The 26,805-nt window shown below is 67.6% G+C and carries 33 protein-coding genes; 13 read left to right on the top strand and 20 right to left on the bottom strand.

The features are described from left to right. Positions 1–303: 303 nt before the first annotated feature. The 3 genes from ACJ512_RS25375 to ACJ512_RS25365 all read left to right on the top strand — a co-directional run bounded on the left by ACJ512_RS25375 (position 304) and on the right by ACJ512_RS25365 (position 2,091). Positions 304–1,581, top strand: coding sequence for a cytochrome P450 (locus ACJ512_RS25375; RefSeq protein WP_407687506.1), 1,278 nt, complete (start codon positions 304–306; stop codon positions 1,579–1,581). Continuing rightward, positions 1,578–1,766 (top strand): ferredoxin, encoded by a 189-nt coding sequence (locus tag ACJ512_RS25370; protein ID WP_407687505.1) that lies wholly within the window; start codon positions 1,578–1,580, stop codon positions 1,764–1,766. Before ACJ512_RS25375 ends, ACJ512_RS25370 begins: the two co-directional genes overlap by 4 nt. A gap of 70 nt (positions 1,767–1,836) precedes the next feature. Then, complete coding sequence (locus tag ACJ512_RS25365) at positions 1,837–2,091, top strand: DUF1330 domain-containing protein (protein ID WP_407687513.1); 255 nt, start codon at positions 1,837–1,839, stop codon at positions 2,089–2,091. Here ACJ512_RS25365 and ACJ512_RS25360 read toward each other — a convergent pair whose 3' ends face one another. The 3 genes from ACJ512_RS25360 to ACJ512_RS25350 all read right to left on the bottom strand — a co-directional run bounded on the left by ACJ512_RS25360 (position 2,092) and on the right by ACJ512_RS25350 (position 4,311). Continuing rightward, positions 2,092–2,238: a ferredoxin gene (locus ACJ512_RS25360; RefSeq protein WP_461480154.1), complete on the bottom strand. Its 147-nt coding sequence runs from the start codon at positions 2,236–2,238 to the stop codon at positions 2,092–2,094. A 62-nt stretch (positions 2,239–2,300) separates the two neighbouring features. Continuing rightward, on the bottom strand, positions 2,301–3,506 hold the full coding sequence (locus ACJ512_RS25355) for a cytochrome P450 (RefSeq protein WP_407687503.1): 1,206 nt from the start codon (positions 3,504–3,506) through the stop codon (positions 2,301–2,303). Positions 3,507–3,654: 148 nt separating this feature from the next. Then, positions 3,655–4,311 (bottom strand): TetR/AcrR family transcriptional regulator, encoded by a 657-nt coding sequence (locus ACJ512_RS25350; protein ID WP_407687512.1) that lies wholly within the window; start codon positions 4,309–4,311, stop codon positions 3,655–3,657. A gap of 143 nt (positions 4,312–4,454) precedes the next feature. Here ACJ512_RS25350 and ACJ512_RS25345 point away from each other — a divergent pair, with 143 nt between their 5' ends. The 5 genes from ACJ512_RS25345 (at position 4,455) to ACJ512_RS25325 (ending at position 8,300) form a co-directional block, all read left to right on the top strand. After that, on the top strand, positions 4,455–5,822 hold the full coding sequence (locus ACJ512_RS25345) for an aromatic ring-hydroxylating oxygenase subunit alpha (RefSeq protein ID WP_407687502.1): 1,368 nt from the start codon (positions 4,455–4,457) through the stop codon (positions 5,820–5,822). Then, on the top strand, positions 5,819–6,349 hold the full coding sequence (locus ACJ512_RS25340; protein WP_407687501.1) for a hypothetical protein: 531 nt from the start codon (positions 5,819–5,821) through the stop codon (positions 6,347–6,349). Before ACJ512_RS25345 ends, ACJ512_RS25340 begins: the two co-directional genes overlap by 4 nt. A gap of 19 nt (positions 6,350–6,368) precedes the next feature. Beyond that, positions 6,369–6,833, top strand: coding sequence for a hypothetical protein (locus tag ACJ512_RS25335; protein WP_407687511.1), 465 nt, complete (start codon positions 6,369–6,371; stop codon positions 6,831–6,833). A 121-nt stretch (positions 6,834–6,954) separates the two neighbouring features. Continuing rightward, positions 6,955–7,710: an SDR family NAD(P)-dependent oxidoreductase gene (locus ACJ512_RS25330; RefSeq protein WP_407687500.1), complete on the top strand. Its 756-nt coding sequence runs from the start codon at positions 6,955–6,957 to the stop codon at positions 7,708–7,710. After that, a complete protein-coding gene (locus tag ACJ512_RS25325) occupies positions 7,707–8,300 on the top strand; it encodes a carboxymuconolactone decarboxylase family protein (protein WP_407687499.1) in 594 nt (197 codons plus the stop codon). Before ACJ512_RS25330 ends, ACJ512_RS25325 begins: the two co-directional genes overlap by 4 nt. Here ACJ512_RS25325 and ACJ512_RS25320 read toward each other — a convergent pair. The 6 genes from ACJ512_RS25320 to ACJ512_RS25295 are packed head-to-tail and all read right to left on the bottom strand — an operon-like array spanning position 8,225 to position 14,036. Continuing rightward, positions 8,225–9,097, bottom strand: a complete 873-nt coding sequence (locus ACJ512_RS25320; RefSeq protein ID WP_407687498.1) for an NAD(P)-dependent oxidoreductase — start codon at positions 9,095–9,097, stop codon at positions 8,225–8,227. The two genes, ACJ512_RS25325 and ACJ512_RS25320, sit on opposite strands and share 76 nt — an antisense overlap. Next, on the bottom strand, positions 9,094–9,909 hold the full coding sequence (locus tag ACJ512_RS25315; RefSeq protein ID WP_407687497.1) for an NAD(P)-dependent oxidoreductase: 816 nt from the start codon (positions 9,907–9,909) through the stop codon (positions 9,094–9,096). Before ACJ512_RS25315 ends, ACJ512_RS25320 begins: the two co-directional genes overlap by 4 nt. Further along, the gene (locus ACJ512_RS25310) at positions 9,906–10,784 is read right to left on the bottom strand and encodes an alpha/beta hydrolase (RefSeq protein ID WP_407687496.1); all 879 of its coding nucleotides are present in this window, start codon (positions 10,782–10,784) and stop codon (positions 9,906–9,908) included. Before ACJ512_RS25310 ends, ACJ512_RS25315 begins: the two co-directional genes overlap by 4 nt. Beyond that, a complete protein-coding gene (locus ACJ512_RS25305) occupies positions 10,781–12,442 on the bottom strand; it encodes a thiolase C-terminal domain-containing protein (protein WP_407687495.1) in 1,662 nt (553 codons plus the stop codon). The genes ACJ512_RS25310 and ACJ512_RS25305 overlap by 4 nt, the downstream gene beginning before the upstream one ends. Continuing rightward, complete coding sequence (locus ACJ512_RS25300) at positions 12,424–12,720, bottom strand: ferredoxin (protein ID WP_407687510.1); 297 nt, start codon at positions 12,718–12,720, stop codon at positions 12,424–12,426. Before ACJ512_RS25300 ends, ACJ512_RS25305 begins: the two co-directional genes overlap by 19 nt. Before the next feature lie 8 nt (positions 12,721–12,728). Further along, on the bottom strand, positions 12,729–14,036 hold the full coding sequence (locus ACJ512_RS25295; protein ID WP_407687494.1) for an NADH-ubiquinone oxidoreductase-F iron-sulfur binding region domain-containing protein: 1,308 nt from the start codon (positions 14,034–14,036) through the stop codon (positions 12,729–12,731). Positions 14,037–14,078: 42 nt separating this feature from the next. On the opposite strand from ACJ512_RS25295, the gene ACJ512_RS25290 reads away from it, so the two are divergent. Continuing rightward, a complete protein-coding gene (locus tag ACJ512_RS25290) occupies positions 14,079–14,552 on the top strand; it encodes a hypothetical protein (protein ID WP_407687493.1) in 474 nt (157 codons plus the stop codon). Between the two features lie 5 nt (positions 14,553–14,557). On the opposite strand, the gene ACJ512_RS25285 is transcribed toward ACJ512_RS25290, so the two are convergent. From ACJ512_RS25285 to pcaC, 6 genes are all read right to left on the bottom strand, one after another. Continuing rightward, positions 14,558–15,424, bottom strand: coding sequence for an alpha/beta fold hydrolase (locus ACJ512_RS25285; protein WP_407687492.1), 867 nt, complete (start codon positions 15,422–15,424; stop codon positions 14,558–14,560). 16 nt (positions 15,425–15,440) lie between these two features. Next, a complete protein-coding gene (locus tag ACJ512_RS25280; protein ID WP_407687491.1) occupies positions 15,441–15,842 on the bottom strand; it encodes a Rieske (2Fe-2S) protein in 402 nt (133 codons plus the stop codon). Between the two features lies 1 nt (position 15,843). Continuing rightward, a complete protein-coding gene (locus ACJ512_RS25275) occupies positions 15,844–16,989 on the bottom strand; it encodes an amidohydrolase family protein (RefSeq protein WP_407687490.1) in 1,146 nt (381 codons plus the stop codon). 31 nt (positions 16,990–17,020) lie between these two features. Then, positions 17,021–18,115, bottom strand: a complete 1,095-nt coding sequence (locus tag ACJ512_RS25270; RefSeq protein WP_407687489.1) for an amidohydrolase family protein — start codon at positions 18,113–18,115, stop codon at positions 17,021–17,023. 251 nt (positions 18,116–18,366) lie between these two features. Then, a complete protein-coding gene (locus ACJ512_RS25265; protein ID WP_407687488.1) occupies positions 18,367–18,609 on the bottom strand; it encodes an NAD(P)-binding domain-containing protein in 243 nt (80 codons plus the stop codon). Next, positions 18,603–18,998, bottom strand: a complete 396-nt coding sequence (gene pcaC / locus ACJ512_RS25260; protein WP_407687487.1) for a 4-carboxymuconolactone decarboxylase — start codon at positions 18,996–18,998, stop codon at positions 18,603–18,605. Before pcaC ends, ACJ512_RS25265 begins: the two co-directional genes overlap by 7 nt. Before the next feature lie 540 nt (positions 18,999–19,538). Between pcaC and ACJ512_RS25255 the strand changes: the two genes are divergently transcribed. The 4 genes from ACJ512_RS25255 to ACJ512_RS25240 all read left to right on the top strand — a co-directional run bounded on the left by ACJ512_RS25255 (position 19,539) and on the right by ACJ512_RS25240 (position 23,053). Further along, a complete protein-coding gene (locus ACJ512_RS25255; RefSeq protein ID WP_461479879.1) occupies positions 19,539–19,988 on the top strand; it encodes a DUF1942 domain-containing protein in 450 nt (149 codons plus the stop codon). Between the two features lie 273 nt (positions 19,989–20,261). Beyond that, complete coding sequence (locus ACJ512_RS25250; RefSeq protein ID WP_407687485.1) at positions 20,262–20,717, top strand: DUF1942 domain-containing protein; 456 nt, start codon at positions 20,262–20,264, stop codon at positions 20,715–20,717. 178 nt (positions 20,718–20,895) lie between these two features. Beyond that, positions 20,896–21,894 (top strand): acyl-CoA dehydrogenase family protein, encoded by a 999-nt coding sequence (locus tag ACJ512_RS25245; protein WP_407687484.1) that lies wholly within the window; start codon positions 20,896–20,898, stop codon positions 21,892–21,894. Further along, positions 21,878–23,053, top strand: a complete 1,176-nt coding sequence (locus ACJ512_RS25240; RefSeq protein ID WP_407687483.1) for an acyl-CoA dehydrogenase family protein — start codon at positions 21,878–21,880, stop codon at positions 23,051–23,053. The genes ACJ512_RS25245 and ACJ512_RS25240 overlap by 17 nt, the downstream gene beginning before the upstream one ends. Positions 23,054–23,111: 58 nt before the next feature. Here ACJ512_RS25240 and ACJ512_RS25235 read toward each other — a convergent pair whose 3' ends face one another. The 5 genes from ACJ512_RS25235 to ACJ512_RS25215 all read right to left on the bottom strand — a co-directional run bounded on the left by ACJ512_RS25235 (position 23,112) and on the right by ACJ512_RS25215 (position 26,788). After that, positions 23,112–23,684, bottom strand: a complete 573-nt coding sequence (locus tag ACJ512_RS25235) for a hypothetical protein (RefSeq protein ID WP_407687482.1) — start codon at positions 23,682–23,684, stop codon at positions 23,112–23,114. Next, a complete protein-coding gene (locus ACJ512_RS25230) occupies positions 23,681–24,589 on the bottom strand; it encodes a prolipoprotein diacylglyceryl transferase (protein ID WP_407687481.1) in 909 nt (302 codons plus the stop codon). The genes ACJ512_RS25235 and ACJ512_RS25230 overlap by 4 nt, the downstream gene beginning before the upstream one ends. A gap of 53 nt (positions 24,590–24,642) precedes the next feature. Continuing rightward, positions 24,643–25,086 carry a hypothetical protein gene (locus tag ACJ512_RS25225; protein ID WP_407687509.1) on the bottom strand — a complete coding sequence of 148 codons (444 nt, stop codon included), beginning with the start codon at positions 25,084–25,086 and terminating at the stop codon, positions 24,643–24,645. A 122-nt stretch (positions 25,087–25,208) separates the two neighbouring features. Next, positions 25,209–26,573 (bottom strand): cytochrome P450, encoded by a 1,365-nt coding sequence (locus ACJ512_RS25220; RefSeq protein WP_407687480.1) that lies wholly within the window; start codon positions 26,571–26,573, stop codon positions 25,209–25,211. Further along, positions 26,570–26,788, bottom strand: a complete 219-nt coding sequence (locus ACJ512_RS25215; protein WP_407687479.1) for a ferredoxin — start codon at positions 26,786–26,788, stop codon at positions 26,570–26,572. The genes ACJ512_RS25220 and ACJ512_RS25215 overlap by 4 nt, the downstream gene beginning before the upstream one ends. Between the last annotated feature and the right edge of the window lie 17 nt (positions 26,789–26,805).

Raw genomic sequence — 26,805 nt, 5'->3', positions numbered from 1 at the left:
GACCCGCGATCCACTCCAGCAGAACAGTCCGTCCTGCGGTAACCAACCCGCGAATATCAGACTTGACGACGCGTCGACACACGACACGCTCGCCATCCACCCAAAGTCAGTTCGGTCAACGGAAGCGGCGTCCCGGCGACGGTCGAGGACGCCGCTTCCCCCTGCGGTCTTGACAAAACCGATTCCATATCAGGGCGGGCGAGCGCCGCCGGCGCCCTCGTTGACGACGAACGCGTGCGTATGGAAATGTAATACTCATCTGCGAGAGGCACGTTCTCACAACCGAGATTCGAGGAGCGGGAGATGACCGAGGAATTCTCCGAGTTGGACTTCTTCCGCGGCGCCGAGCTCATCGCAGACCCGTACCCCTACTATGAGGCGCTGCGTCAGCGGTGTCCCGTGACGCGGGAAAGCCATCACGACGTCACCATGATCACCGGTTGGGACGAGGCGTGCGCGGTGCTCAACGACGCCGAGACGTGGTCCTCATGCATCTCGGTGACCGGCCCGTTCCCGGGCTTCCCGGTAAGCCTCGAGGGTCTGGAAAACAGTGACATCACCGAGCTGATCGAGAAACATCGGGACGAGTTGCCGTTCAGCGACCAGCTTCCCACCCTCGACCCGCCGACCCACACCAACCACCGTTCCCTGATGATGCGGCTGATCACCCCCAAGCGCCTCAAGGAGAACGAGGACGCCATGTGGGCGCTCGCCGATCAGGCGCTCGACGAATTCCTCGCGCCCGGGCACGGCGAATTCATCAGGGGCTTTGCCGGCCCGTTCACGCTGCTGGTGATCGCCGACCTGCTGGGCGTGCCGATGGAGGACCGCGACAAGTTCGTCCGGGGCATCGCGGAGCACGCAGGCGGCGGCATCGGCGGCACCAAGGGGTCGTTGGCCCACAGCCCGCTGGAGTTCCTCTACGGCTTGTTCTCCGACTACGTCGCCGACCGCCGCCGCGAACCCCGCGACGACGTGCTGACCGGCCTGGCCACCGCGACCTTCCCCGACGGCTCGACTCCCGACGTCGAAGACGTGGCCCGGGTCGCCAGCAATGTCTTCTCGGCCGGCCAGGAAACCACCGTGCGCCTGCTGGGTGCGGCCCTGCAGATTCTCGGGGAGCGCCCCGACATCCAGGCGCAGTTGCGCAAGGACCGCAGCCTGATCCCGAACTTCATCGAGGAGGCGCTGCGCATCGAGAGCCCGGTGAAGGGCGATTTCCGGATTAACCGGATGCCCGTCAACGTCGGCGGAGTCGACCTCCCTTCGGGCACCACCGTGATGATCGTGCAGGCGGCCGCCAACCGCGATCCGCGCCGGTTCGAGGACCCCGCCACTTTCGACCCCGCCCGCAAGAACGCGCGTCAGCACATCGCCTTCGGGCGAGGCATCCACAGCTGCCCTGGCGCGCCGCTGGCCCGGGCCGAAACCCGGGTGGCCCTCGAACGCCTGCTCGACCGCACCTCGGACATCAGGATCGACGAGCGCGTGCACGGCCCGGCCGATGACCGCCGCTACCAATACGTTCCGACCTACATCCTGCGCGGCCTGACCGAGCTGCACCTGGAATTCTCGGCATGAGGGTCTGGGTCGACGACCAGCGCTGCCGCGGCCACGGCGTCTGCGTCACGTTGTGCCCGGAGGTTTTCAGCCTGACCGACGACGGCTACGCGGAGGCCATGGAGTCCGAGGTCCCCACGGAGCAGGAGGCGGCGGTCGGGGAGGCCATCGACTGCTGCCCCGAGCAGGCCATCAGCAAAACCTGACGCGGGTAAGGAGATTCGAGTGGCAAAAGGGTACGTGATCCTCACCGAGGCCATCAGGGATCCGGAGGGCATGAAGGCCTACGCCCAAGCCGCCGGAACCGCGATGGCCGGCGCCACCATCCTGGCGGTGGACACCGCGCCCAAGGTCATCGAGGGCACCTGGCACGGCGACCAGACCGTGGTGCTGGAGTTCGAATCGGTCGAGGCCGCGCGTGCGTGGTACGAGTCCGAGGGTTACCAGAAGGCGGCGAAGCTGCGCCAGGCGGCGGCCGACTGCAACGCGGTGATCATCAGCGGCTTCGAAATGCCTTCGGCCCCCGGCTGATCACTCTTCCACGATCGAGATCGCCTGCCGCGGGCATTGACGCACGGCCTCGCGGATCTGCGCCTCGCTCTCGGGGGTGACTTCCGACTGCAGGACGCTCAGCATGTCGTCGTCGCCGAGCTGAAAGACCTCCGGGATGATGCCCATGCACACTCCGTTGCTTTCGCACAGGCCCCAGTCGACTTCGATCTTCTTCACGCCCAACCCCCTCAGCGCAGCACCTTGACGGGTACGTTCTGCCAGCCCGCGACGTTCTGCATGTGGACGCGCTGCAGGCCGTCCCAGTCCAGCTCGTAGCGGGGCATGAAGTCGAGCAGCTTCTCCAACGCGATCCTGCTTTCCAGGCGGGCCAGTGCCGCGCCGAGGCAACTGTGAATCCCGTACCCCAGACCGAGGTGCTGCGCCTCGGTCTGGTCGCGCTCGATGTCGAAGGTGTCGGCGTCGGTGAAGGCTTCCGGGTCGCGGTTGGCGGCGGCACCGCAGAGGAACACGGGCTTGTGCGCCGGGATCACGCCGCCGCTGACGTGCGCCTCCTTGAGCGTCCAGCGGACGTTGTATTGCACCGGTCCCTCGTAGCGCAGCAACTCTTCCACGGCGCCGGGGACCTTGTCCCGGTCCTCCTGCAGTTTCTGCCACTGGTCGGGGTGCTGTGCGAAGATCACCGCCGCGTTGCCCATCAGCTTGGTGACGGTCTCGGCGCCGGCGCCGCCCAGAAGCGTTGCGAAACCGCAGATCTCGATGTCGTCGAGCTGGCGCAGCTGACCGTCCTCGCCGGGGATCTCGGCGGCGATCAGCCGGCTGATCATGTCGTCCTGCGGGTTTTCGCGCCGCTCCTGCACGAGGGTGAAGTAGTACATCGCGGTGTCGATGTTGGCCTGCATGCCGGCCTCACTGACCTCGATCTGCCCGGGGTCGCGGTGCAGGCTGGTGTCGATCCAGTGCCGCACCTGCTGGCGGTACTCCTCGGGAACCCCGGCCATCCGGGTGATGACCTCCACCGGGAACGGCCCGGAGAAGTCCTGCACGACGTCGAAGCGGTCGGGGTCGGCCGCGCCCAGGTACTTGTCGATGACCTCGATGATCGTCTCGCGCTGGGACTGAATGGCCCTGGGGGTGAAGGCCTTGTTGAGCAGGCTGCGCATGTGCCGGTGCTCGGGCGGGTCCATGAAGATGATCGACTTCTGCTCGGCGGGGATGCCCTTGCGCACCATCGCCAGGTCGCAGCCCCGCGCCGAGGAGTAGGTCTCGAAGTCCTTGAACGCGGCCGCGACGTCCTCGTGGCGGGTCAGCGCGTAGAAGTCCTCTTTCTCGTCGTAGTACAGCGGCGCTTCCGCGCGCATCCGTCGATAGATGTCGAACGGATTGTTGAAGTACTCCTCGGAGAACGGATCGAAGACGACCTGAGGCTTGGTCACTGCACACTCCCTCGTGTCAGCTGCGGGCCGGAACCGTTACGGTTGAATGCCTGACTGTAACGCTAACGGTAGCGGTTCGAGCGCGCAGCCGAAAGAACCAAAAACGTGCCATGTCGTCGCGGTTCCGGGGCCGTCGCGGGTGGCTGCCTCAGGCGCTATTCGTGTCGCCCGCAGGGGCGGGCTTTCGCTTCTCCGGCGAATCCGTCGCGGGTTCGATGCTGGAAATGATCATTGCCAGCCAGGCGCCGTAGAGGTCTTCGCCGTCGAGGTGGCTGGCCAGGGTGATGCCCTCGTTGGTGGCCAGCAACACCCGCGCCATTGTCGGCGCCGGTACGCGCAGTCGTCCGCCCAAGCGCGCCACCCCCTCGGTCAGGTAGTCGCTGAGCCAGCGGACCGTCTCGCGCCGCTGGGCGGCCACGCGTTCGCGGGCCTCGGGACTGCGCAGCAGGAAAAGGGTGAATTCGTGCCCCAGCGCGGCCTGGTCGGTCCCGTCTTTGCTCATCAGGTCCCGCCAGCGATCCGCCAGCTCGCCCACGTCGACTTCCTCGAGGCTGTGGGCCGAGGAGATGACGTCGGCGAAGCCGTCGAGGAACCGTTGCCGATGGCGCTCGATGAGCGCGAGGAACAACTCCTCCTTGCCGCCGAAATGGGCGTAGATGGCGCCCCGGGTGTAGCCCGCCGTGTCGGCGATGTCCTCGAGGGCGGCGCCGCTGAAGCCCTTGCGCGCGAACAGTTCCTCGGCCGCATCGAGCAGCAGGGTGCGGGTGTGCTCGACGCGTCTCTCCCGGGTCCAGCGTTCGGCCATCGGGTCATTCTCCCAGATCGGGCGGGCCGGCAGGGCCCCGGACGACGTCGATCCCGTTGCGATATACATCCTTGTATCTAAGATACGGCGACGTATAAGGTGATGGGTGCCACAGTCCCGAGGCGCGTCGAGGAGGACAAGCCATGTCAACGGATTTCGTCGAGACCGCACGGCCCGGCGACTGGGTGGACACCGTCGGCGCCCTGCCCGACGACCATGACCTCTATCCCACGCGGATTCCGACCGACCGCTACACGTCGGCCGAGTTCCAGCGGCGCGAGCGGGAAGCGATCTGGATGCGGGTGTGGCAGATCGCCGGGCGGGTCGACGACCTGCCCAAGGCCGGGGACTGGAAGGTCTACCAGGTCTTCGACCAGTCGTTCATCGTGGTGCGGGGCAGGGACGAGAAGCTGCGCGGCTTCGTCAACGCGTGCCGGCATCGCGGCAACATGCTGTGTAGCGGCACCGGGAACGCCAAGCGGGGGTTCCTGTGCCAGTACCACCTGTGGTCCTACGACCTCGAGGGCAGGATGCGGGGGGCCCTGCGGGAGCGGGAGAACTCCGTCACCGGTGAGGCCAAGGAAGAGAACGGGCTGCTGCCGGTGTCCGTCGACACCTTCGGTGGCTTCATCTTCCTCAATCCCGACCCGGACGCCGCACCGCTCGCCGAGTTCCTCGGCCCGGAGGTCGCGGAGCTGCTGGCGCCCTACCACCTCGAGCAATTCACCACCGTCATGGACGTCCGCGAGGCCATCGGCTGCAACTGGAAGGTCGTCATGGACGCCTTCAACGAGGGCTACCACATCAACGGCATCCACCCGCAACTGCTGCGCGTCATCGCGATCGACCCCGCCAAGAGCCGCTACCGGTTCTTCGAGAGGCACAGCGTGGCCGTCGCGCCGTTCGAGGTGCAGGGCGCCGGCGCGCAGGCGCAGGTCGACGGCATCATGGATCTGCCCGAGACGTTCCCCTCGACGGCCGCCGTACTGCCCCGCTTCGAGCAACTCGTCGGCGAGTACCGCGCCGCCGACGGATCGGTGGACTTCCCGGACGGCGTCAACGCCCGCAAGCTGCTGCAGCAGGCCACCCGCGACACCCTGACCGGCATGGGCCTGGACGTCAGCGGGCTGACCGACGCGCAGATGAGCGACAACCAGGGCTGGGTGCTGTTCCCGAACTTCTTCATGACCGTCCGCGCCGGCGAGTGCCACGTCATCATGGCGTTCCCGCACCCCGACGGCGACCCCAACCGCTGCATCTGGCACGTCAGCAGCTACATGTACCTGCCCGACGAGCACCGGGATGCCTTCCGCGCGAGCCCGATCGACGTCGACGAGCCGGGCAGCTACAAGTATTTCGAGGCGCTGCAACAGGATTACGAGCAGATGCCACGCCAACAGATCGGCCTGCGCAACGGCAGGCTCGACCACATGTCCCTGGTCAAGGAGGAAGTCGTCATCGCCTACTACCACTCGGTCCTGGACCGCTACCTCGCGGAAGGCGGGAAATGACGGCGACTCTCGACGAACGCCTCGCCCTGCACCGCCGCATGGCCGAGGCCTACCGCAACGCTTATCTGCGCCAGGGGATTCAGGATGGGGAGGCGTTCGTCGACGTCTGGAAGTTCGCCGCCGACGCGATGTATGCGTCGCCGTACTTCACCGGCGACCGGGCCTTCCTGCTCAGCGAGTTCCCCGAGGAGTCGGCGCGGGCGTCGACGATGGAGGCCAAGGCGTACTCGCTGACGTTCCCCGACTGGAAGCCGGCCGACTTCAAGTACTGGCCCGCCGACAACGGGTTCGTGATGAAGACCCGGTGGGAAGGACACACCAAAGACGGCACCAAGATGGGCTTCTACTCCTACAGCTTCGTCGAGACCAACGACGACGGCGAGGTGATCCGCTGGGAGACCCACGTCAACGACGAGTACAGCGCCTTCCTGGACGTGGCGATCGGCGTGCACGGCCCCTTCCACGGCACCTCCGCCTACGTCGAGGCCCTCGAGCGGTGCCTTGCCGCCGCCGGCGTGTCGGTCTGAGAGGAAAGCGATCACAGTGCTGAGAGACATTTCCGAGGTCATCGACGACTACGCCGGCCGTTCCCGCACCGTGCTGCAGTACGGCCTGACCACCAAACGCCTTGTCGACGAGGCGAAAAAGCCCGGCTTCTCGTCCGAAAGCTGGGCGCCGCTGGCCGCGCTGGTGGCCACCGAGGAGTTCGAGCGGGTCGGCGCCTTCAAAGAAGTGATGGACTGGCCCGCCTACGTCGACTTCCTGACCAACTGGGCGATGTCCTCGGAGTGGGAATGCTCGCTGCGGCGCATCACCGAGACGCCCGACGCGGTGTTCCTCGAGCTCGAGGAACGCAGCCGCATCGGCGAATTCGCCAACTCGGTCAACTCGCTGTCGGTGTACGCGTTCGACGACGCCGGCAAGATCCGGCGCATCGACCTGTACCTGCAGATGGAGCTGCCGCCCGCCGAGATGCTGAAAAGCTTCGAAGGAGCCGAGACCTCGGAATGACCGACATCGACTCCGTCGGCTTCTCCACCGACAACGAGCTGCCGGCCGACCCGTACCTGCCGACGTTCATCCTGCGTGGGCTCACGCGGCTGCGCATCCGCTTCGAATAGGGTTCGGGCTTATGCCTTTCGAGGGAACCACCGCGATCGTCACCGGTGGCGCATCGGGCCTGGGCCTGGCGATCGCGGAGGCGCTCGTCGCGCGCGGCACCAGCGTCGCGATCTTCGACGTCCAGCGCGACCAGTTGGCCGCCGAGGTGGCCCGCCTGCGCGCCGGGGGCGCCAAGGTTGCCGGCCACGTCGTCGACGTCTCCGACCGCGGCCGGGTCCGGGCCGCCGTCGGCGACGTGCGCGCCGAACTCGGTCCGGTGCTGATCCTGGTCAACAACGCCGGCATCGAGCAGTTCGGCAAGTTCGCCGAGATCACCGATGACGAGTGGGACCGCATCATGGCCGTCAACCTGCGTGGGCCGTTCATCTGCACCCAGGAGGTGCTGCCGGACATGACGGCTGCCAAATGGGGCCGCATCGTGAACATCTCGTCGTCGAGCGCGCAGGGCGGCCAGGCGCGCATGGCGGCATATGTCAGCTCCAAGGCGGGGCTGATCGGGCTTACCAAGAGCTTGGCGCTCGAGCTGGGCCCCAAGGGGATCACCGTCAACACCGTGCCGCCCGGCATGGTGGTCACCCCGATGCTGGAAAAGGCCATCGCCGAGGGGCGGTTCACCGCCAGCCTCGAGCACTTCGCCTCCATCACGCCCGTGCGCCGGGCCGGCCGGCCCGAGGACATCGCCAACGCCGTAACCTTTCTGTGCGCCGACGAATCCTCTTACATCACCGGCCAAGTCATCCCCGTCAACGGAGGCCGCAGGACATGACCACCCCCGAACAGCGCCTGCAACCGCTACCCGCCGAGCAGTGGGGCGACGCGGAATACGCCGCGTTCGGTGCCCTGCTCGGTCTGCCGGGCGACCAGGTGCCCAGGGCCGGCTCGGGGGAGCCCTACGATCCGTTGCGGTTCGACATCATCGGGCTGCTGGCGCGCCACCCGAAGATGGCCCGCACGTTCTTGACGTTCAACGGGTTTCTGCTGCAACGGGGCGAATTGCCGGCACGGCTGCGCGAGCTGGTGATTCTCCGGGTCGCGCAGACCCGGCGGTCGGCCTACGAATGGGGACAGCACGTCAGAATGGCCGAGCGACACGACATTACCGCGGACGACATCACGCGTCTGGCCGCCGGTAACGAGGGCTTCGAGGGCGCGGACCGCCTGGTGCTGGAGTCGGCCGACGAGATGCTCGCCGAGGGCCACGCGCGCTGGGAGACCTGGCAGGCGTTGACCGATACCCTCGGCGAGCACGCCGCGATCGAATTCATCTTCGTCGTCGGCGTCTACGTGCTCTCGGCGATGGCTTTCGAAACGTGGCGGCTGCCGCCGGTGCCGGGTACCGCGCCGCTGCCCGACTGACCGTTCCGGTCGACGTCGATGGCCGTGATGACGTCGTCCAGCACACCGAGGCCGGTGCCGAGTTCCCCGGCTACACGGCGCACCACGGCCACGTCCTTGGCGACGAACTCACCGACCATCTCACCGAACGACGCCACGGAGCCCCTCGCCGCGACCAGGCTCAGCACCCGGCTGCTCGCGCTGCCATGGGCCAGCGCTTCCAGCAGCACCGGCTCCGGCAGGCCGATGCGCTCACCCAACCGAACCGATTCCCCAAGCAGGCCAATGTGTCCGGCGAACAGCGCGTTGTTGACCAGCTTCACCTTCTGTCCGGCGCCGCAGGGGCCGACGTGCAGGACCGGATCGCCGTAGCACGCCAGCACCGGTCGCACCCGTGCCACCGCGTCGTCGGGACCGCCCACGAACAGCGTGACCCCGCCGGCCGCGATGTCGTGCGGGCCGCCGCTGACGGGGGCGTCCACGACGCCGACGCCGTCGGCCCGTTCGGCGATCGCCTCCATCGTCCGCGGGCTCGCAGTGGTGTGCACCACCAGCGCCGAACCCGGTGGCATGGCCGCCGGCAGTGCGCCGTCGAGGCAGATCTCGCGCACCTGGTCGTCGGTGAACACGCACAGCACCACGACGTCGGCCTGCGCGGCCGCTGCGGTCACATCCGCAACCGCGCTGGCGCCGAGTGTCTCGAGATCGCGGCGCTTTTCGGCGGTGCGGCCCAGGGCGCGGACATCGTGACCGGCCGCGACGAGCCGGGCCACCATGGGCCGTCCCATCCGGCCCGCACCGACGAACCCGACTCTCACCGGGGATGGCCCATCAGCGCCAGCGTGGCGTCCGCGGCGGCGAGCACGGCCCCGGCGTCGCCCGCGGCCCGGCCGGCGAGGTCGACGACGAGCCGGACGTCCTTCTGCAGCAGCGCCCCGGCCACACCGGCGAGGCGTTCGAGGCCCCCGATGCCGCCGAGCGCGTTGAGCGCGAAGCTGTTCCCGCTGCTGCGGGAGACGACCTCGGTGAGGCGGTCCGGGTCGACACCGAGCGCGCGGGCCAGCGACAGGGCAGTGGCCGCAGTGCCGAGGTTGGCGGTGAACAGCAGGTTGTTGAGCAGTTTGGTGGTCTGCCCGGAGCCCAGCTCGCCGAGGTACACGACGGGGTCGGCGTAGGTTTCGAAAACCGGGCGGCAGCGCTCGACGACGCCGGCGTCACCGCCGGCCATCACCAGCAGCCGCCCCGCCTCCGCCGCCGGGCCGCCGCCGCTCACGGGCGCGTCGACGACCGACACCCCTTGCGCAGCGGCCTTCTTCGCCAGGTCCCTGCAGGTGTCGGGGTGTACCGTGCTGTGCACCGCGATGACGCTGCCCGGTTTCATCGAAGCCAGCACGCCATTTTCGCCGCAGGCGATCTCGTAGACGTCGGCGTCGCCCACGACGCACAGGCACACCAGCTCGCAGGCCGCGCCGAGCTCGGCCGGTGACTCGACCACCGACGCCGCGGTGCCGGCGAACGGCTCCAGCGTCGCGGGCCTGCGCGCCCACAGCGTGGTCGGGTAGCCGCCCTCGATGATCCGGCGTGCCATGGGCCCACCCTGGCTGCCCAGTCCGATGAATCCGATCCTCATCCGGAACCCCCGTTCGGCGAGTGGGCGGCCACGCATTCGTCGGCGAACGAGAGGACCTTCGCGTGGTACTGCGCGGCGGTGTGGCCGAGGCTGAGGTTGTGTCCCGCCTGCGGCTGCCGGTGGACGGTGAACCGTGGCGCCCCGGAGAACAGGGCCGCGATCTCGTCCATCGCCGAGCCGTCGTTCTGCCAGACCTTTTCGTGATCGGCGATGCTGAACTGCACGGGGACGCGCACGGCGGGGGCGAGCGCGGCGAAGTCGTGGCGGACCCAGTCCGCGACCATGTGTTCCTCGTAGGCCGGTGCCGTCGGCGACACCGTGGCGCCGTTCAGGACCTCGGGCGGGTAGAGCTCCTCCGGGTGCCACAGCAGTTCGCGCAGCCCGGCCGGACGGCGTTCGCGCGTCGCGGCTTTCAGGATGTCGCGGGCCTCGGGGTGATACTGCCGGCCGGTGCCCGCCAGTTCCATACCCAGCAAGCCCGCGCCGCGCTCGTCGGCGCCCATCCGCACCGCGAGTTCGCAGCCGCCGGAATGGCCCATCAGGAACACCCCGGCACCGCGTGGCCGTTCCCCGAGGATGCGATCCACCGCCCCGTAGGCGAGGTCGACCCGTTGCTCCGGCCGGACCATCGCCTCGGGGTAGGGCGCCGAGCTGCCGTAGCCGGGCCGGTCGAGCGCCACGACGGTGAACCCCGCTGCCGCACCGGACCGTAGCAACGACGACGATGGGTGGCCCGGGCAGTCGAAATACATTGCCGTGGTGCCGCCGCCGTGGATGGCCACGATCACGGCTATGGGCGACTCGGCCTCGGCGACCAGCGCCGACATCGGCACCCCGTCGACGATGACGAGCCGCGGCCGCACCGCCTGGTTCATGCGTCCGACCGCAGGAGGAGGACGCCGCTGGGGGTGAGGCCGCCGCTGCTGACCACGCCGACGCGGGCGTCGGCGACCTGGCGATCGCCGGCCTCGCCGCGCAACTGGGTGACCGCCTCGTGGATGAGCCCCATGCCGTGGGTGCGGCCGTGCGAGAGCTGGCCGCCGTGGGTGTTGAGGGGCAGCTGGCCGTCGCGGGCGATGTTCTTGCCGCCGTCCAGGAACTCCTTGGCCTCACCTATCCCGCAGAAGCCGAGCGCCTCGATCCAGGACAGGCAGTTCATGGTGAACCCGTCGTAGAGTTCGGCGATGTCGACGTCGTCGGGCCGCAGCGACGTGCGCGTCCACACGTGCGCAGCCTGGCCCAGGACCTGCGGCTCGTGGGTCAACGTGCTCTGGTCCCAGTCGATCCGCTCGATGATCTGCGTTCCGACCGCCTCCACCAGGACCGGCGGCTTGGCCAGGTCCCGGGCGGCATCGACGGCGGAGACGATGACGGCGATCGCGCCGTCGCAGGGCACGTCGCAGTCGTACAAACCGAACGGCGTGGTGATCGGACGCGCGTTCAGATAGTCGTCCATCGTCATCGGCGACCGGTACACGGCGGTCGGGTTCAGCTCGGCGTTGGCCCGCTGGTTCAGTGCGATCCAGCCCAGCGTCTCTTTCGTGGTGCCGTAACGGTGAAAGTGCCGCTGCGCGTTCATCGCCAGGGTGTGCGCCGCCGACGTGGCGCCGAACGGGTACATCCAGCCGGCCATGCGTCCCATGGACGGCGCGATCTTGCCCTGCTTCATCAGCTCGTTGAATGTCGCTTCCCACAGCGTCCGGAAGCACAGCACGTGGCGCGCCAGCCCGCCGGCGACCGCGAGCATCGCGGCGATCACCGATCCGCCCGGCCCGAACGTCTCGATGCCGCCGTTGTGCCAGGTCGGCCGGATGCCCAGCGCCGCCTCCAGCGCGGTCACCCCGCCCTCGCCGAACCCGCCGAGATTCCCGCCGCCGGGGTAGGTGGACAACCCGTCGATGTCGGCGAGCGTCAACCCGGCGTCGGCGACGGCCGCCTCGCACGCCTGCACGGTCAGCGACAGCGGCGGTTCCATCAACCGGCGCCCGATCGGCGACATGCCGATGCCGGTCAGGGCGACCTTGTCCTCGAATTTGTCGGTGGTCAGCCTGGGCCGGACGTGTTCGGAAAAGCGTTCCGGCGCAATCTCGTCGACGGGCAGGGGGCCGGGCTCGGCGTCGGCCACCGGCCGGAACAGCGGAAGCCAGACGTCCTCGTGCTGCTCGAAGAGAACCTCGACCTGCTGGCCGAGTTCGAGCCCGTCAAAGTCGCATTCGACGATGTTGGTGGTCAGCCGGATCCGCGGATCCTCGGCGAGGGCCACCTGCGCGACCACGTACGGCGCCGGCATGCCGGGCAGGCTGAACCGGTGGTTCACCGTGAACCCGGCCAGCGTCGCCTTGCCGGAGACGGCCCGGATCCCCATGTCACGGGACCGGCAGTACCGGCACACCGGGGCCGGCGGGTGGATCAGCGATGCGCACGCCCGGCATTCCTGCAGCCGCAACGCGCCGTCGGCGCCCGACGTCCAGAAGAACTCGTTGTCCTGCGTGACCAGCGGCAGGGGTCGGCCGGTCAACGCGTGAAACCCCATTCGGCTTCGTTGGACTCGACTTTGAGGTGCGCGGCGGGATCCGCGTCCCCGTTGAGCGGCGGGGACACGTCGTCGGGCCGGCGTTCGTCGAGCTCCATGATCGCGTGCACGGGGCAGTCCATCAGAGCCCGCATGACGTCGTCGCGGTCGGCGTCGGCGACGGTGCCGTCGCCGATCACGCAGGCGTATCCCCAGTCGTCGAGCGAGAAGTAGCCCGGCGCATGCTGGGCGCAGATGCCGAACCCGTCGCACAGGGTGCGGTCGAGGTGGATCTTCAGGGGTTTGGTCATGCCGGGATCACCGCCTCGACCTCGTAGGGCCGTTCGGCCCGGAACGGGTCGAGACCGCATGCCTCGCAGGCGTTGTCGAGATGGCGGGCGACCTCGTCCGGAAATTGGGCGAGCAGGCTCGCCGCCACGTTGGTCGCAGCGTCCAGCGTGGCGCAGGCACCGCGGCCGCGCAGCGTCACCGACCAGCGTTGCAGCCGGCCGAGGTCTTCGGCGGTGGCGGCGCCGTCCCGCAGCGCGCCGGTGACCGCGGCCATCGCCGCGGTGCCGTTGAAGCACGAGCCGCACTGCCCGGCGTTCTCGCGGTCGAAGTAGGTCAGCACCGACGCGGCGACCGCGACCGGGCAGTCGTCGGTGAGCACCGTGATCGCCCCGCACCCCAGGCCGCTGCCGAGGCCGCGCAGCGTCTCGTGATCCAGGGTGGCGTCCAGCACGCCGCGGTTGAGCAGCCCGGCGAAGTAACCGCCCAGCAGCGCGCCCCGCACCCGCTCGGGCGAAACGCCGTGCAGGGCGAGGAGTTCGGCGAACGGCAGGCCGTACGGGATCTCGTAGAGGCCGGGCTGCCGGCCCCCGCCGGACAGCGTCGCCAGGAAGGTTCCGGGTGACGACGAGGTGCCCAGCGAGCGGAACTCCGCCGCGCCGCGGCGCTGCAGGTGGGGCAGGTTGGCCAGGGTCTCGACATTGCTGACCAGGGTGGGCCGCCCCCCGACGCCGGCTTCGAACGGACGTGGCGGCTTGTCCGTCGGCTTGGCCGGGCCGCCGTTGATGAAGCGGGTGACCGCGGTCTCCTCGCCGGAGATGTAGGTCGGCTCGACGTCCCACAACTCGACCGTGAGGTCCCCCAGCGCGCCGGGTTCCAGTTCGGTCAGGGCGGTTTCGACGCTGCGCGCGGATTCCGGGTCGGAGACGTAGACGTGGGAGCGGCTGGTGCCCACCATCGCCGCGGCAAGCCGCAGCCCGTCGAGCACCAGGTGCGGCCGGTGCCGCAGCAACCAGCGGTCCTTGATCGACGCCGGCTCGCCCTCCTCGCCGTTGGCGACCACGACGGCGCCCCGGCGGGCGCGCCCGTTGTCGCGCACCGCGCGCAGCTTCACCGCGAGCGGGAAGGCCGCACCGCCACGGCCCTGCAGGCCGCTGCGCTCGACTTCGTCGAGCAGCTCGTCGGGGGCCGCAAGCGCTTGATAGCCGCCGCGCGCCCGGTACGTGGCGTAAGCCTCACGCGCGCGGCCGGGCTCGTCGCCGAGCAGCCGCGGCGGACACCCGGGCCAGGCGGTGACCGTGATCGCCGGCGCGGCGCTGGTTTCCATCAGCTGACTCCCAACGTCCCGGGCCGGGCTAACCTCGAGCACATGCGAACTGCCGTGGTGCGCGTCAATGTCGACCCGCCGGGTCTGCTGACTCGCGCACAACTAGACCAGGGCATGGCGGCGCTCCTCGGGCTCGCCCGCGAACTGGGTGCCGACGTCATCGACAACAATCTCGCGGCCATGCCGCCGGGCCGCCGGGAGGTGGAGCTGCTCATCGCCGGCGACGACGTGGATTCCCTCACCGAGCAGGCAATCGGCCTGTGCGCCAGGGCGTTCGGCACCATTCCGGCCCCCGGGGTGGTCACCTACGTCAGCAGGGGCACCGACGACGACGCGCACGGTGTGCTCTCCGCGTTCGGTCTGACCGGCGACATCGTTCGCACGCCCGGCGACGACGGCTTCGACATCGTCCACGTGACGCTGCGCGAGGCCGACCTCGACAGCATCCCGGAAAGCCGGATCCACACCGCGCTCGAGGCGTCGCTGAACTGCGAGGTTCACATCCGCACCGTGTGAACGCATCAGGAGCCCAGGAATTCCAGGATCGGGGGGGCGGCCTGCACCCAGGTGTCGAACATGTTGAAGTGCTGCACCCGGCCCGCCGCGCGGTCCTCGGAGGCGCGTTCCCAGGCGTCCTCGGGCCAGGGCGGGTCGATGAGCTTGGATCCCTTGATCAGGCAGCTGACCTCCAGCGACGTCCGCTTCGGGTGATCCATGTCGTTCTCGCCACCGCGGATGACCAACGTGGGGGCCTTGATCCGGTCGAACATTTCGTCCTCGACGCCGGGAATGGTCTGGCCGGGCTTGGACACGAACGCGTTCAGCCAGCGCAACATCACCTTGAGGAACTCGCCGGAGTCGAAGTCGAGGAACCGCTGTTTGTTGTCGGGGTTCTCCTCGATCCGCTCCCGCCATTCCGGCACCTTCACCACGCCGTCCATGCCGGTACCCCGCACGGCGAGGATGCTCGGCACGATGTAGTAGGACCCCAGCACGAAGGTGCCGTAAATGCCGCCGACGATGTTCCACACCACGAGCTTGGAGACCAGCTCAGGGTAGAGCATCGTCGTGAGGATGGAATCCCTTGCGCCGCCGGAGCCCCCGGCGAGGATGCAGCGCTCGACGCCGATGCCCTGCAACAGGCTGTGCAGCGTCTCGGCACGCATATGCGACTCGCTCTGCCCGTAGAACTGCACGTCGGATGCGCCGCAATTCGGCCGGTCCCACAGCAGCACCCGGTACCCGCCGGCGACGAGTGCCTCGGCCAGCGGGCGCAGCCCCGGGATTTCCTTGCTGAACCGGCCACCAGGCGTCATGGCGATGAGATCACCTGTGTCCCCGAGGATTTCGTAGACTACATTGCCCCCGTTTACTTCGATAGAAGACACAGACTCTCCTGTAGTGTCACGCCATCACCAGAACGTCGTCGCCGACCACCCGCACCGGGTAGGTGCGGATGCTCCACTCAGGCTTGACCGCTGTCGTGCCGGTCGCCAGCTCGAAACCCCATTGGTGCCAGGGGCAATAGATGTACTCCAGGTCCCGGACCATGACCGCGTCGCCGGCGGCGGTCTCGTCCACGACGGTGCGGCCGCGGGCGCGGCCCGAGCACAGCGGACCGCCCTGGTGCGGGCAGTAGTTCGCGATCGCGTAGAAGGTGCCGTTGACGTTGTAGACCCCGACCCCGTGCCGGCCGATGGGGACCAGCTTATGGGTGCCGGGCGGGATCTCGGCCACCGTCGCGACGACGTGCTCGCGGCCCTGAGCCAGACGCTGCTGGGGCCGCTCGGCGAGTTCTTCTGTCAACTCAGAACACCCGGACCTGACCCTCGAGCACCGGAACCGTCTCGGGGAGGTGATATGTCGCGATGCCGTTCTTGAACATCACCGCTTCGCGGGCCGCCTTGGGCAGGTGTTTGACCAGCCAGCGCGGGTCGTCGAACGTCCAGTGCGGATAGTCCGAGGAGTAGAGCAGGATCTTGTCGCACTCCATCCACTCCAGGGCGCGGGTCAACTCGGTCTTGTCCTCCGGGTAGTCCAGCGGCTGGGTGGTGAACTTGATGTGGTCCTTGACGTATTCGGACGGCTTGCGCTTGATGTCCATCCAGGACTTGCGGGCCTCGTAGATGGCGTCCATGCGCCACATCAGCGGCAGGATCCAGGTGAACGCGTGCTCGACGAACACGATCCGCAGCGTCGGGAATCGGTCGAAGACGCCGTCGAAGATCAGGCTCATGACCTGATTGGCGGCCAGCAGCGAGTAGGTGACCATGAAGTCGTGGTTGTAGCTGGGATAGCCCACCGGCGGCGTCGGCAACTCGTCGAAGTGGCTGCGCGACAAATGGCAGCTGACCGTGATGTCGTGCTTGGTGGCCGCCGCCCAGATCGGGTCGTATTTCGGGTGGCCCCAGGACGGCCGCGGCTCGGCCTTGATCAGGATCTGCGCCATGTAGGGGTGCCCCGCCCAGCGCTCGATCTCGCGCACGCTCGCGTCCGGTTCCTCGATGGCGGCACAGATCGAGCCGCGCCACCGCTCGTGCCAGTTGTTGTGGCTGTCCAGCCAGTGGTTGGCCTGCCAGCCGTTCAGGGCGCACGCCATCGCGTGCTGGGCTTCGGGCAGGCGCGCCGGGTAGGCGGCGGGTTCCAGGATCGCGATGTCGGAGCCCGCCTCCATGATCAGCTGGCGAAACGCCATATCCGGGTCGCTGCAGGGGAACTCGCCGTCAGGCGGGAAGGTGTCCACGCGCATCGCATAGCTGTGCGCGTAGTCGGGGGCGTCGTAGTAGATCTGCTCACCCACCTTGCGGGTGAGGAAGTACTTGCTGCGCCACGGCTCGGGGATGTAGGGAAGCAGTTCCCCGCGCTTGGGCGTCGGGTGGACATCCGAGTCGACGCACCGGACGGCTATGCGCTCGGCGGCGGGAACCCGTTCGTGCATATGGGTCAGCGTCATCTCGACACTCCTCCGTTTCCCTTGTCGTGCTCTACTGTGCGCCCGATCCGACGGCGATGTCTATCCCGTACAGGCCGGCCGCGTTGCGCCAGCACAGCTTCTCGCGCTGCTCGGCCGACAGCGCCGCGGGCAGCTTCCTGACGTCGGCGCACTGCCAGTGCGGATAGCTCGAGCCGAACATCACCATGTCGTCCTTGCCGGTGAAGCCGAACCATTCGCCGGCGAACTCGGCGTCGCGAGGCGGGCCGTCGAGGCTGCCCTGCACGAAATACACGTGATCGGCCAGGTAGTCGCTGGGGATTCGCGGGGCCCAGGGCGTCTGTTCCAGGTGCGGCCGGCCGAAGCAGTCCATCCGCCAGATGAACGGCGTCAGGAAGTCCGCGGCGCCGTCGGCCCAGACGAACTTCAGGCCGGCGAAACGTTCGAACACACCTTCGGCGATCATGTTCATCTGGTGGTAGAGGTAGTTCAGCGCCATGAAGCCGACGTACTGCTCGTAGGTGCGGGTGTTCCCGGACGGCGTGGGTGGCGACGCGATGCCCGAGCCGACCTCGATGTGGACCGCAACGGGAAGGTTCGCCTCGACCGCGGCTTCCCACAGCGGCCAGAACTGCGGCTTGCCGTAGAGCTCGCGGGACTGCAGCGGAACCCCGATCTGGACGACGCGCGGGTGGTCACGCCACCTCTCGATCTCGCGCAGCGCACCGGCGATGTCGTCGGGGTTCACCCGGATGGTGCCGCGGAACCGCTCACCGAACCTGTCGTTGTCGAGCCAGCGCGACACCATCATCTCGTTGTGTGCGGCATGTAACGCGCTGCCCAGGTGCCGGTCGGGCATGATGCCGCGCCCCATCGGGTGCAGCACCGCCACATCGACGCCGCGCTTCGCAAAGAGCTCGTGGCCAACGAATTCGGGATCCGAACCCGGATACTGGCCGTCCGGCCCCTCGGCGTTCGGCGCGTACTCACCGCCCGGCGCCCCGTACCAGTCCATCTCGTAGTCGGGGAAACCGCGGCTCTTGAACGGCTCGCGCAGCACGGCCCGCAAGTCCTTGTTGGACGGGAAGAAGATGTGCACGCTGGCGTCGATCAACGGCGTGCGGGTTCCGTCAGCGTGTTCGATCACGAAAGCCATCCTCGGGCTTCGGTAGCCAAAGCGAGTCGGACTCGCCCATATGATAGATAAGCTAACATTCTCGTCGGGGGTCGATCAATCCGTTTCCGGTAAGCGTTTCGGTTAATCATCGGGCCTGGTGGCTGGACATTTTGGCGTCGCATCGGTAAGCGTCGTTCTTCAATATGGATAATAGCATTCTCCGCGGTCTTCGGAGGACGGCGTGTGTTCTGGTGCGGTTGCTTCGCCGCCCGGTGCTGCTGCTAGCGGGGGGCCGGGCCGACGGTGACGCCGGCCACTTTCTCCAGCGGTTTGATCACCGTGGTGAAGTCGGCGTCGGGTCCTTCGTCGCGTTCGGCGGCAGGCCGGGCTCCCTGTGCCACGATGCGCTCCAGCGCCGCGCCGTGCGTGTCGAAGGCGATGACGTGGTGCCGTGCCTGAAGAAGGTGGCGCGCCATGGGAAATCCCATGTGCCCCAAGCCGATGAACCCGATCTGGATCAGCATGGGTCCTCGGGCTTGGCGTCGGCTTCGGCGAACGCTTCGCGCGCGACGCGGAAGCTGTCGACCGCGGCGGGTACGCCGGCGTAGACGGCGACCTGTAGGAAGACCTCCCGGATCTCGTCGCGGGTGACGCCGTTGGTCAGTGCGGCCTTGACGTGCGTGCGCAGCTCGTTGGGCCGGTTGAGGGCGGCGATCATTGCGAGGTTCAGCATGCTGCGGGTATTGCGCGGCAGGCCCTCGCGACCCCACACCGCGCCCCAGCAGTATTCGGTGACGAGGTCTTGCAGCGGGCGGCTGAAGTCGTCCGCCTCGGCCATCGCGCGGTCGACGTACGCCGCGCCCAGCACGGCGGAGCGTATTTCGAGTCCGCGTTGATATGTTTGGCGATCCACTGCTCTTCTCCTTCGTGCCGGGCTGGGTCGCCCGACTCCCGGTCATTGTGCGGTGCGGCGTCGAGGTTCGTCGAATCAGGTTGCCGGCAAAGAGAAGTGCCGCAGGCAAACTCTCGGGAGAGCAAGCGCGCGTGAGGGATACGAGCGGTGATGTCGGGGAGGTGATGTCGACGCCCGGACGATCCGGCGCTTCACCGCGCGCCGGTCACCGGAGCTGCGGGCCGTGGTGGCAACGGCCGCCGCCCGCGCCCGCGCCCGCGCCTGCGGCGCCCGCCGCTCGCCGAGGCCGCGCGCCTCGACCACCGGGATGATCCCGCCGGCGCCGTCGTGGCCGCACTTCGCTCGCCGTCCTGAGCGTTCTCTCCCGCCCCGACTACGCCGCTGCGCTGGGAAAACCAAGTCGCGGGAAGTTGCGCGCGAACCGTTTGGCACGGTACGCAGTGGGTACTTCCCACTGTTGACTGTGGTGGTCGCACTGGCGCCACCATGGCGTTACGAATCGAAATGCGAAGCAACGCAATGAAAGGGGAGTTTAACGTGATGTTCTCCGCTCCTGTCAAGACCGCGATCGGTGCGGCCGGACTGGCGGTGGCGGCTGTCTTCGCGGCGACACCGGCGGCAGCCCAGACCGGCAAATTCGGTACGATGGAAGAGATCACCGGTGCCGGCGGCGACGAGGTTGCCGACTACACCGTGAGCAACCTGAGGCCCAGCGGCAACAACGACGGCGTGTGGGTGGTCGACGTGACGGTCAAGGCCGCCAAGGGCACCGTCACCCCGATCATCGGCGACTTCAACGCCCAGGCGGGCAACGGCGCGAAATACACTGCGGTCGAAGGACGCAACCCCGACGGCCTGACCAACCAGCCCATCGCCCCGGGCGGCACGCGAAGTGGCAAGCTGTACTTCGCCGTCAACGGAGGCACCCAGCCGGACAGCGTCGTGTACAGCACCGGGAACAACGCGGACCAGCTCATCTGGAAGGGCTAGGGCGACGGTGTAGCCGGCTGCGGTCCCATTTGGCCGAGGGCGTTCCTCGCCCTCGGTCAAGCCCATGCCCGGCAACGGCCGCCGCCTTCGTCCGCCGTCGCGGTGAAATGCCCGGTGCGCCTGAGGAAGCGACAAATCTCGCTCGAGGACTTTTCAGCTCCCGAAATGGTGGGAAGCCTGAGTGTGGACCGTTGCGGTCGAGCACTTGGCCGTCGCGACATCACCATCGACAGACAAACGCACACGAGCACGACAGATGAGAAGGAGTCCAACGTGACATTCCAAGCGACTATCAAGACAGCTGCGGCCGGTGCCGGACTCGCCGCGGCGGCCATCTTCACGGCGACGTCGGCGTCCGCCGCCCCGGCCAAGCCATTCGGCACGATGGAGGAGGCCAGCTCGAACAACGGCGCTGACGTCGCCGACGTGACCGTGGCCAACCTGAAGCCCAGCGGCCACAACGACGGGGTCTGGGAAGCCGACGCCACCATCAAGACCGTCAAGGGCTCCGTCACCCCGCACATCGGCGATTTCCATGCCGTGGGCCCCAACGGCGCGAACTACTCGGCGGTGCTCGGCAACAATCCCGACGGCCTTCCGGCCGGCGAAATCCCCGCGGGGCAGAGCCGGAGCGGGAAGTTGTACTTCGGGGTCAACGGCGGAGCAAAGCCCAACAGCGTCATGTTCACCCCTATAGACGCCAACGACCAACTCGTCTGGAAGAGCTAGACGCGGTGAGCCAGGGGCGGCCGTGGTGCCGCCCGCGTCGAGGCCGGGGGCAGGTATCCGCCCCCGGCCTCGACGTTCGTCCGTGCTGCCGGGCACCCCATAGCCAGTTTCCGAGATCACTACTTCCGTATGAGAGAATGCTATTCTCGCGGTGGCGGTGACGACAGGAGGCGGCCGGATGCTGTTGGAGTTCGATGCCGATCAACGGCTGTGGCAGAGCACGGTGCGCGACGCGCTCGCCAAGCAGTGCCCTCCCTCCCTGGTCCGCAGCGTCGCCGAGGACGGCGTGGACCCCGGCCCGCTGTGGAAGTCCCACGTGGACCAGGGCTGGACCGAACTGAGCGAGCCCGACAGCATGGTGGAGTTGGCCATCGTGCTCGAGGAGTTGGGGCACGCGACCGACCCGACGCCGTTCCTGGCGACGATGAGCCAGTACGCTCCGTTGGCGGCCGAGCGCTTCGACCCGCACGAGTCGGGCAGCGCCGTCTACGCCGGGGTGACGGCGCACCGCGAAGCCGACGGCTGGGTGCTGGACGGCACGGCGCGCCACGTCCTCGACGGGGATCGCGTCGAACGGCTCGCGGTGGTCACCGACGCCGGGGTGTTCCTCACCGAGACCAGTCAGGTGTCGGCCCGCCGCTCGGCGGTGTTCGACCCGGTGCTGCACGTCGCCGATCTGTCGTTTTGCGGAGTGCGGGTGCCCGACGATGCCCGGCTCGCCGTCGACGCCGAGCGGGCACACCACGTGGCGCTGGCGGGCATGGCGGTCACGATGGTGGGAGCGTGCCAGCGCATCCTGGATCTGGTCCTCGACCACGTCCGCAACCGGCACCAGTTCGGTGTGCCGATCGGTTCGTTCCAGGCCGTCCAGCACAAGGCGGCCGACATGCACGTCGCGGTGCAACGGGCCCGCGCGCTGGCGTACTTCGCGGCGTTGACGATCGCGGCGGACGACCCGCGGCGCCGGCTGGCGGCCGCGATGGCCAAGGCGTCGGCGGGAGAGTGCCAGTCGCTCGTGTTCCGGCACGGCCTACAGCTTTTCGGCGCCATGGGGTTCACCTGGGAGAACGACCTGCAGTTCGCGCTGAAGCGGGCCAAGGCGGGGGAGTTGATGCTCGGCGGGGCCGCCGAACATCGCGCGCGGATCGCGGAGGAATACCGTGCAGCTGACTTTTGATCCCGACGTCGAGGCGTTCCGGGCGGAATTTGCGGCCTTCCTCGACGAAAACCTGCCTGCCGCAAGCGAAGCGCTCGAGCGTCCGCGGTCGGTCTCCCATATGCCCCAGTGGGCGCGCCGTTGGCAGCGGCTGCTCTTCGACAACGGCTGGTTGTTGCCCGCCCAACCCCCGGAGTTCGGGGGCCGCAACGCCACGGTCGTGCAGCAGTTCGTCTACCTCGAAGAACTCAGTCGCCGGCGGATCTACCACAGCTTCAACCCGCAGGGCGTGAACATCGTTGCGGCGTCGCTGTTGTCGTTCGGCAGCGATGAGCAGAAGCGCCGCTGGGCGGTTCCGATCCTGCGAGCCGAGATCACCGCGTCGCTGGGCATGAGCGAGCCCAGCGCCGGATCCGACCTGGCGTCGCTGCGCACCCGCGCCGTCCTCGACGGCGACCACTTCGTGGTCAACGGCCAGAAGGTGTGGACCTCCGGGGCCCACGACGCCGACGTGTTGCTGACCTTCGTGCGGACCAACCCCGATGCACCCAAACACAAGGGCATCAGCGCCCTGGTGATCCCGACCGACACCCCGGGCGTCGTGCGACGGCCGTTCCCGTCCATCTGCTCCGCCGACGACCTGGACTTCAACGAGGTGTTCTTCACCGACGCGCGGGTGCCGGCGGAGAACCTCGTCGGGGCCCTCAACGAGGGTTGGCGGGTGGCCAACGGCTCACTGGGGCACGAGCGCACGATGATGTGGCTGGGCTTCGCCGACCGCCTCGAGAACATGATCGCCGACTTCCGTCCGGCCACCGAGGTCGAGCGCGACCAGTACGCCACCACGATCATGGACAGACATGCCCTGCGCCTGCTGGGTTCGGTCGCGCTGGCCGGGGCCGCCCGCGGCGAGGACGACACGGCGGCGATCTCGGTGCTCAAGCTGCTCGGGTCCGAGGCCGAGTTGCGTGCGATGGAGATCGCGCTGACCTCCGCCGGATCCGACGGGCTAGTCCACCCCGGACAGAGCGGGCCTTATGCGCACATGAACCTCGACCACTATTTCGCCAGCTGGTTCGAGCGCTACGCCCGCAGCTTCTCCGGGACGATCGCCGGGGGCACCTCGGAGATCCAGCGCAACATCATCGCCCAGCGCGTGCTGGGCCTGCCGAGGGGCTAGCGCCGCACCCGACGCCATCTCCGGATTGCCATTCGCCTCAATGACATTTGCATGGTTTTCAGACCGGGTCGAATTTGGTGATCAGCCAGTTGCCGTTGACGCGGTTCAAGCTCACCAGCACGCTACTGGCGGCGATCGCGGGATCGGGCTTGTCTTTGCTCGTGGTGGTCTGGTCGACCAGCACCAGCACGACGGCCGAATCTGGATGTAATTCCGAGACGGCGGCTCCCAACACCCGAGCGTTGGTTTTCAGCGATTTTTGTTTGGCTGCCGGAGCGACGATCTCCTCGGTGAACTGGTTGTAGTAGGAGAGGAAATCTCCAGAGAGGTGCGACTTTGCCGCGGCGAAATCCTTGTCGAGTGAATCGGGCGAGTAGGACAGCAACGCGACCGTGCCTTCCGATGCCGCGTCGATGACCGCGCTCGCGACGCCGGCGTCGGTTTGCCTATCAGGCTGGTACTGCTTGAAGTACAGCCACGCCATCGCGCCACCGGAAACCAGCAGGAGCAAGATCAAAATAACGGGAACGACTTTCACCTTGCGCCGGGTTCGCGGCTCGTTATGCAGACCGCGTTCGGCTTGTTCGGAGGAGTCGTCGGCGGCGTCCATACCGTGGTTGTCGCCGCTCATGGAACGAACTCCACTTTGGACATCTTGTATTGCCCAGCGTCGTTTGTGACTGTCACTTTGAGCCGCCAGTTGCGTGGTTCGTCTTTGGCGCCCGCGGCGTTGGTGATCCGCGACGTCGCCGCGACGAGTACCAACGCGGAATTCGCGTCCATGGATTGCACGGCCGCCGCATTCACAGTCCCCTGGGTGACCACTTTGGACTGCTCAACGACGGTGATGAAATCTTTTGCGCGCTGCTGGAAGTCGTCCCTGAACTGGCCGGTGGAGCTGTCGATCACCCGCTGGACATCCTCCTTGGCCTTATTGAAGTCCAAGGAGGTCATGTTGATGACACCTTGCCGGGCCCCCGCGAGGAAGTTCGCGACTCGCGCGTTGCGCTCGGTGGTCTCATGACGTTCCCACACCATGTAGGCGCTGGCCGCGGTGAAGGCGCAGATGAGGATGATGACGGCTGCTTTCCACGCCACGGACAACGGTGGCAACCACACGCGTCGCCGGGAGCGGGCCGGCTCGGATTCCGACTCCGCGTCTTCAGGGGTTGCGTCGGAGACTTCTGCCTGGCTGTCCGTTTCGTCGGCGTGGGTGGCCTCGGCGGCCGCGGTGACGTCATCGTCGGCCTTCGCCTCGACGGTGCCGGTTGCACTCTCGTCGGCATCCGGAGATCCTTCATCGCTGGCTGCGGCGACCTTGCCCGCGAGCTGTTCGATGGCCGCCTGCTCAGCCTCAGCCCCTTTCTCAGCTTGGGCCTGCGCTTCGCGCCGGAGCCGGGCGGCACGGGCGCGGGCACGCGCTGCGGCCGCGAGTGCTTCGGCTTCGGCGGCTTCTGCCTCAGCTTCCGCGATCAAGGCCATCGTGTCGGCGTTCGATGCGGCCGAATCTTGCGGCTGTTCCCTTGCTTCAGCCATGTGCTTACCGCCCGTCGCCCTCATGATCGACGACTCCTGTACGTCTCACGCGGCTACCATCGCACGAGGGAGAACGGGTAACTGTCGGTGCCCCCCGGTCCGCCACCGCAGCCCGTGTCGAATGTTGAGTCGACCTGACCCGCCAGCGTCGCTGCATCCCACGAGTAAACGTCATGCGAGGGAAAGAACTGGACCACACAGCGCACACCGTCGGGCACGTCAACGGCCATGGTGTAGCGGCCGCTCGACAGGTGTGCGTCTGCCCTCCAGGGCGCCGCTTGCCCGTTGGGCTGCGGAGTTGCGAACACGTTCAGGCATCCCGGCACATTCGGGGTGCACGGGTTAATCGACCAAATCCAGCTGTGGCCGGGATCGCGGTTTGTGTCCAACCTGTAGTTGCCAATGATCATGTCCGCGTGGGCGGTCGGTGTGACAGTTAGCGCGGCCGTGGCAAGCGCGAGGCTCGCCGCGAAAATCTTCACCGATGCGTCTCCAATCTCTACACACGCGATTGCCCCAAATATAAGGCGCGGTCACGCTGAACAGGCCTACTCGCAAAAACTGCGCAGGTCAACGGCCGGCTTTCAGGTGAGCACCTTGCCGGTGGACCGCGAGGGGCTCAGTCGATAACGGCGGCTTCCTTGCGCTCGGTGATCGGGCGGGCGAGCTCCTGCTCGTCGCAGATGCGTTGCAACTTGTCCAGTGTCTCGTCGAGCCCCGCGCCGACCCGCCGACTCGGCGTGAAGGTCGCCGGCAGCGTGCGCATGCCCTGGATGACGCCGATGGTCTCGTAGTGGACGGTGCCCTCGGGGTCGCAGCGGTAGTCGGGCATGCGGTCGAGCACCGCGGTCAGCATGGACTTGAACACGGTGCGCGCCACATTCGATCCGGCGCACCGATGCACACCGAGCCCGAAGCTGAAATGCCGGTTGCCTTTGCGGTCGAGGACGATCTCGTCCGGGCTGTGGAACACCGCGGGGTCACGGTTGGCCATGGCCCACGAAAGCCATAGCCGCTCACCCTCTTTGAACTGCGTTCCATCGAGTTCGACGTCGTCGGAGAAGGTCCTGCCGTCACCGGGTGCCGGGGTGAAGTAGCGCAAGAACTCCTCGGTCGCCGGGTCCAGCAGGGTGTCGCGTTCCCGGCTGAGCAGCTTGCGCTCGGCGGGATGCTCCGACAGCCATTCCAGCGAATGGGCGGTCAGCGCCGTCGTGGTGTCGAAGCCGCCGCCGATGATCAACCCGAGATTGCCGAGGATCTCCAGATCGGGGGCGGGCTCGCCGTCGATCCGCATTTCGAGCAGGGCGTTGACCAGCCCCGGCCGCGGATTGTTGCGGATCTCGATCATGTTGTTGACCAGGTCGATCCCCATCTGGCGGTGCATCTCGGTGACCCGCTGGATGTCGGGGGAGTGTTCGGGGGTGTACACCGCGGCGTGGGTGGGCTCGCTGTACATCTTCCAGTTCTTCAGCGGGATGCCCATCATCGCCAGCGTCAGCACGGCGGGCACGACGTTGGCCAGGTCGTCGACGAAGTCGATGGTGCCGACCTCGATCTTGTCGTCGAGGCAGGCGCGCGTCACGTCATCGACGAACGGCTCCCAGCGCTTGACCGCGGCCGGTGACAGGTAGGGATTGAGCACGCTGCGGTAGATGTGGTGCTCGGGGTTGTCCATCTCCAGGATGCCGCCGCGCACCTGGTTGATGCGGCTGGCGGTGGGGATCGAAATGCCCTTGTAGCCGCGGCGTTCGTTGTGGATGTCGTGGTCGTTGGACACCGCGGGACAGCGGGCGAGCTCGAACACCTCGTGGCTGCCCGCCGCGACCCAGTGCCCACCGTAGGTGTCGCTCCACGCCATCGGGCACTTGGCGTGCATTTCCTCGGTGATCTGCTTGAACTTCGAGCGGTACTCCGGGGAATGCCGCTCGAAGTGGAACCGGGGCTTTTTACGGTCGCTGTCGCGCACGACGTCGTCGATGCTCAACGCCCTGTCTCCCTTGAGGTTTCGTCCGTGATGATGATCGCCTGCTCGGGACACGATTGCGCGGCCTCGCGGACCTTGGCCTGCCGCTCGGCCGGCACCAGTTCGTCGATCGCCGACGAACTGCCGTCGATGTCGCTGAGCTGGAAGGACTCCGGAGCGATCATCGAGCACAGGGTGTGGCCCTGGCAGCGTTCTGGATCAACCCAGACTTTCAACGGTGTCTCCTCACAAG

Source organism: Mycobacterium cajalii, from assembly GCF_045809005.2.
Lineage (GTDB): Bacteria > Actinomycetota > Actinomycetes > Mycobacteriales > Mycobacteriaceae > Mycobacterium.
The sequence above is the reverse complement of the archived record's forward strand: the minus strand, read 5'-3'. Positions and strand labels throughout refer to the sequence as shown.

Excerpts from the sequence above, each read along its gene's own strand:
- ACJ512_RS25375 (WP_407687506.1), top strand. The coding sequence starts at position 304 with ATGACCGAGGAATTCTCCGAGTTGGACTTCTTCCGCGGCGCCGAGCTC.
- ACJ512_RS25370 (WP_407687505.1), top strand. The coding sequence starts at position 1,578 with ATGAGGGTCTGGGTCGACGACCAGCGCTGCCGCGGCCACGGCGTCTGC.
- ACJ512_RS25365 (WP_407687513.1), top strand. The coding sequence starts at position 1,837 with ATGAAGGCCTACGCCCAAGCCGCCGGAACCGCGATGGCCGGCGCCACC.
- ACJ512_RS25360 (WP_461480154.1), bottom strand. The coding sequence starts at position 2,238 with ATGGGCATCATCCCGGAGGTCTTTCAGCTCGGCGACGACGACATGCTG.
- ACJ512_RS25350 (WP_407687512.1), bottom strand. The coding sequence starts at position 4,311 with ATGGCCGAACGCTGGACCCGGGAGAGACGCGTCGAGCACACCCGCACC.
- ACJ512_RS25345 (WP_407687502.1), top strand. The coding sequence starts at position 4,455 with ATGTCAACGGATTTCGTCGAGACCGCACGGCCCGGCGACTGGGTGGAC.
- ACJ512_RS25340 (WP_407687501.1), top strand. The coding sequence starts at position 5,819 with ATGACGGCGACTCTCGACGAACGCCTCGCCCTGCACCGCCGCATGGCC.
- ACJ512_RS25330 (WP_407687500.1), top strand. The coding sequence starts at position 6,955 with ATGCCTTTCGAGGGAACCACCGCGATCGTCACCGGTGGCGCATCGGGC.
- ACJ512_RS25325 (WP_407687499.1), top strand. The coding sequence starts at position 7,707 with ATGACCACCCCCGAACAGCGCCTGCAACCGCTACCCGCCGAGCAGTGG.
- ACJ512_RS25315 (WP_407687497.1), bottom strand. The coding sequence starts at position 9,909 with ATGAGGATCGGATTCATCGGACTGGGCAGCCAGGGTGGGCCCATGGCA.
- ACJ512_RS25310 (WP_407687496.1), bottom strand. The coding sequence starts at position 10,784 with ATGAACCAGGCGGTGCGGCCGCGGCTCGTCATCGTCGACGGGGTGCCG.
- ACJ512_RS25305 (WP_407687495.1), bottom strand. The coding sequence starts at position 12,442 with ATGGGGTTTCACGCGTTGACCGGCCGACCCCTGCCGCTGGTCACGCAG.
- ACJ512_RS25295 (WP_407687494.1), bottom strand. The coding sequence starts at position 14,036 with ATGGAAACCAGCGCCGCGCCGGCGATCACGGTCACCGCCTGGCCCGGG.
- ACJ512_RS25290 (WP_407687493.1), top strand. The coding sequence starts at position 14,079 with ATGCGAACTGCCGTGGTGCGCGTCAATGTCGACCCGCCGGGTCTGCTG.
- ACJ512_RS25275 (WP_407687490.1), bottom strand. The coding sequence starts at position 16,989 with ATGACGCTGACCCATATGCACGAACGGGTTCCCGCCGCCGAGCGCATA.
- ACJ512_RS25265 (WP_407687488.1), bottom strand. The coding sequence starts at position 18,609 with ATGCTGATCCAGATCGGGTTCATCGGCTTGGGGCACATGGGATTTCCC.
- ACJ512_RS25255 (WP_461479879.1), top strand. The coding sequence starts at position 19,539 with ATGTTCTCCGCTCCTGTCAAGACCGCGATCGGTGCGGCCGGACTGGCG.
- ACJ512_RS25245 (WP_407687484.1), top strand. The coding sequence starts at position 20,896 with ATGCTGTTGGAGTTCGATGCCGATCAACGGCTGTGGCAGAGCACGGTG.
- ACJ512_RS25235 (WP_407687482.1), bottom strand. The coding sequence starts at position 23,684 with ATGAGCGGCGACAACCACGGTATGGACGCCGCCGACGACTCCTCCGAA.
- ACJ512_RS25230 (WP_407687481.1), bottom strand. The coding sequence starts at position 24,589 with ATGGCTGAAGCAAGGGAACAGCCGCAAGATTCGGCCGCATCGAACGCC.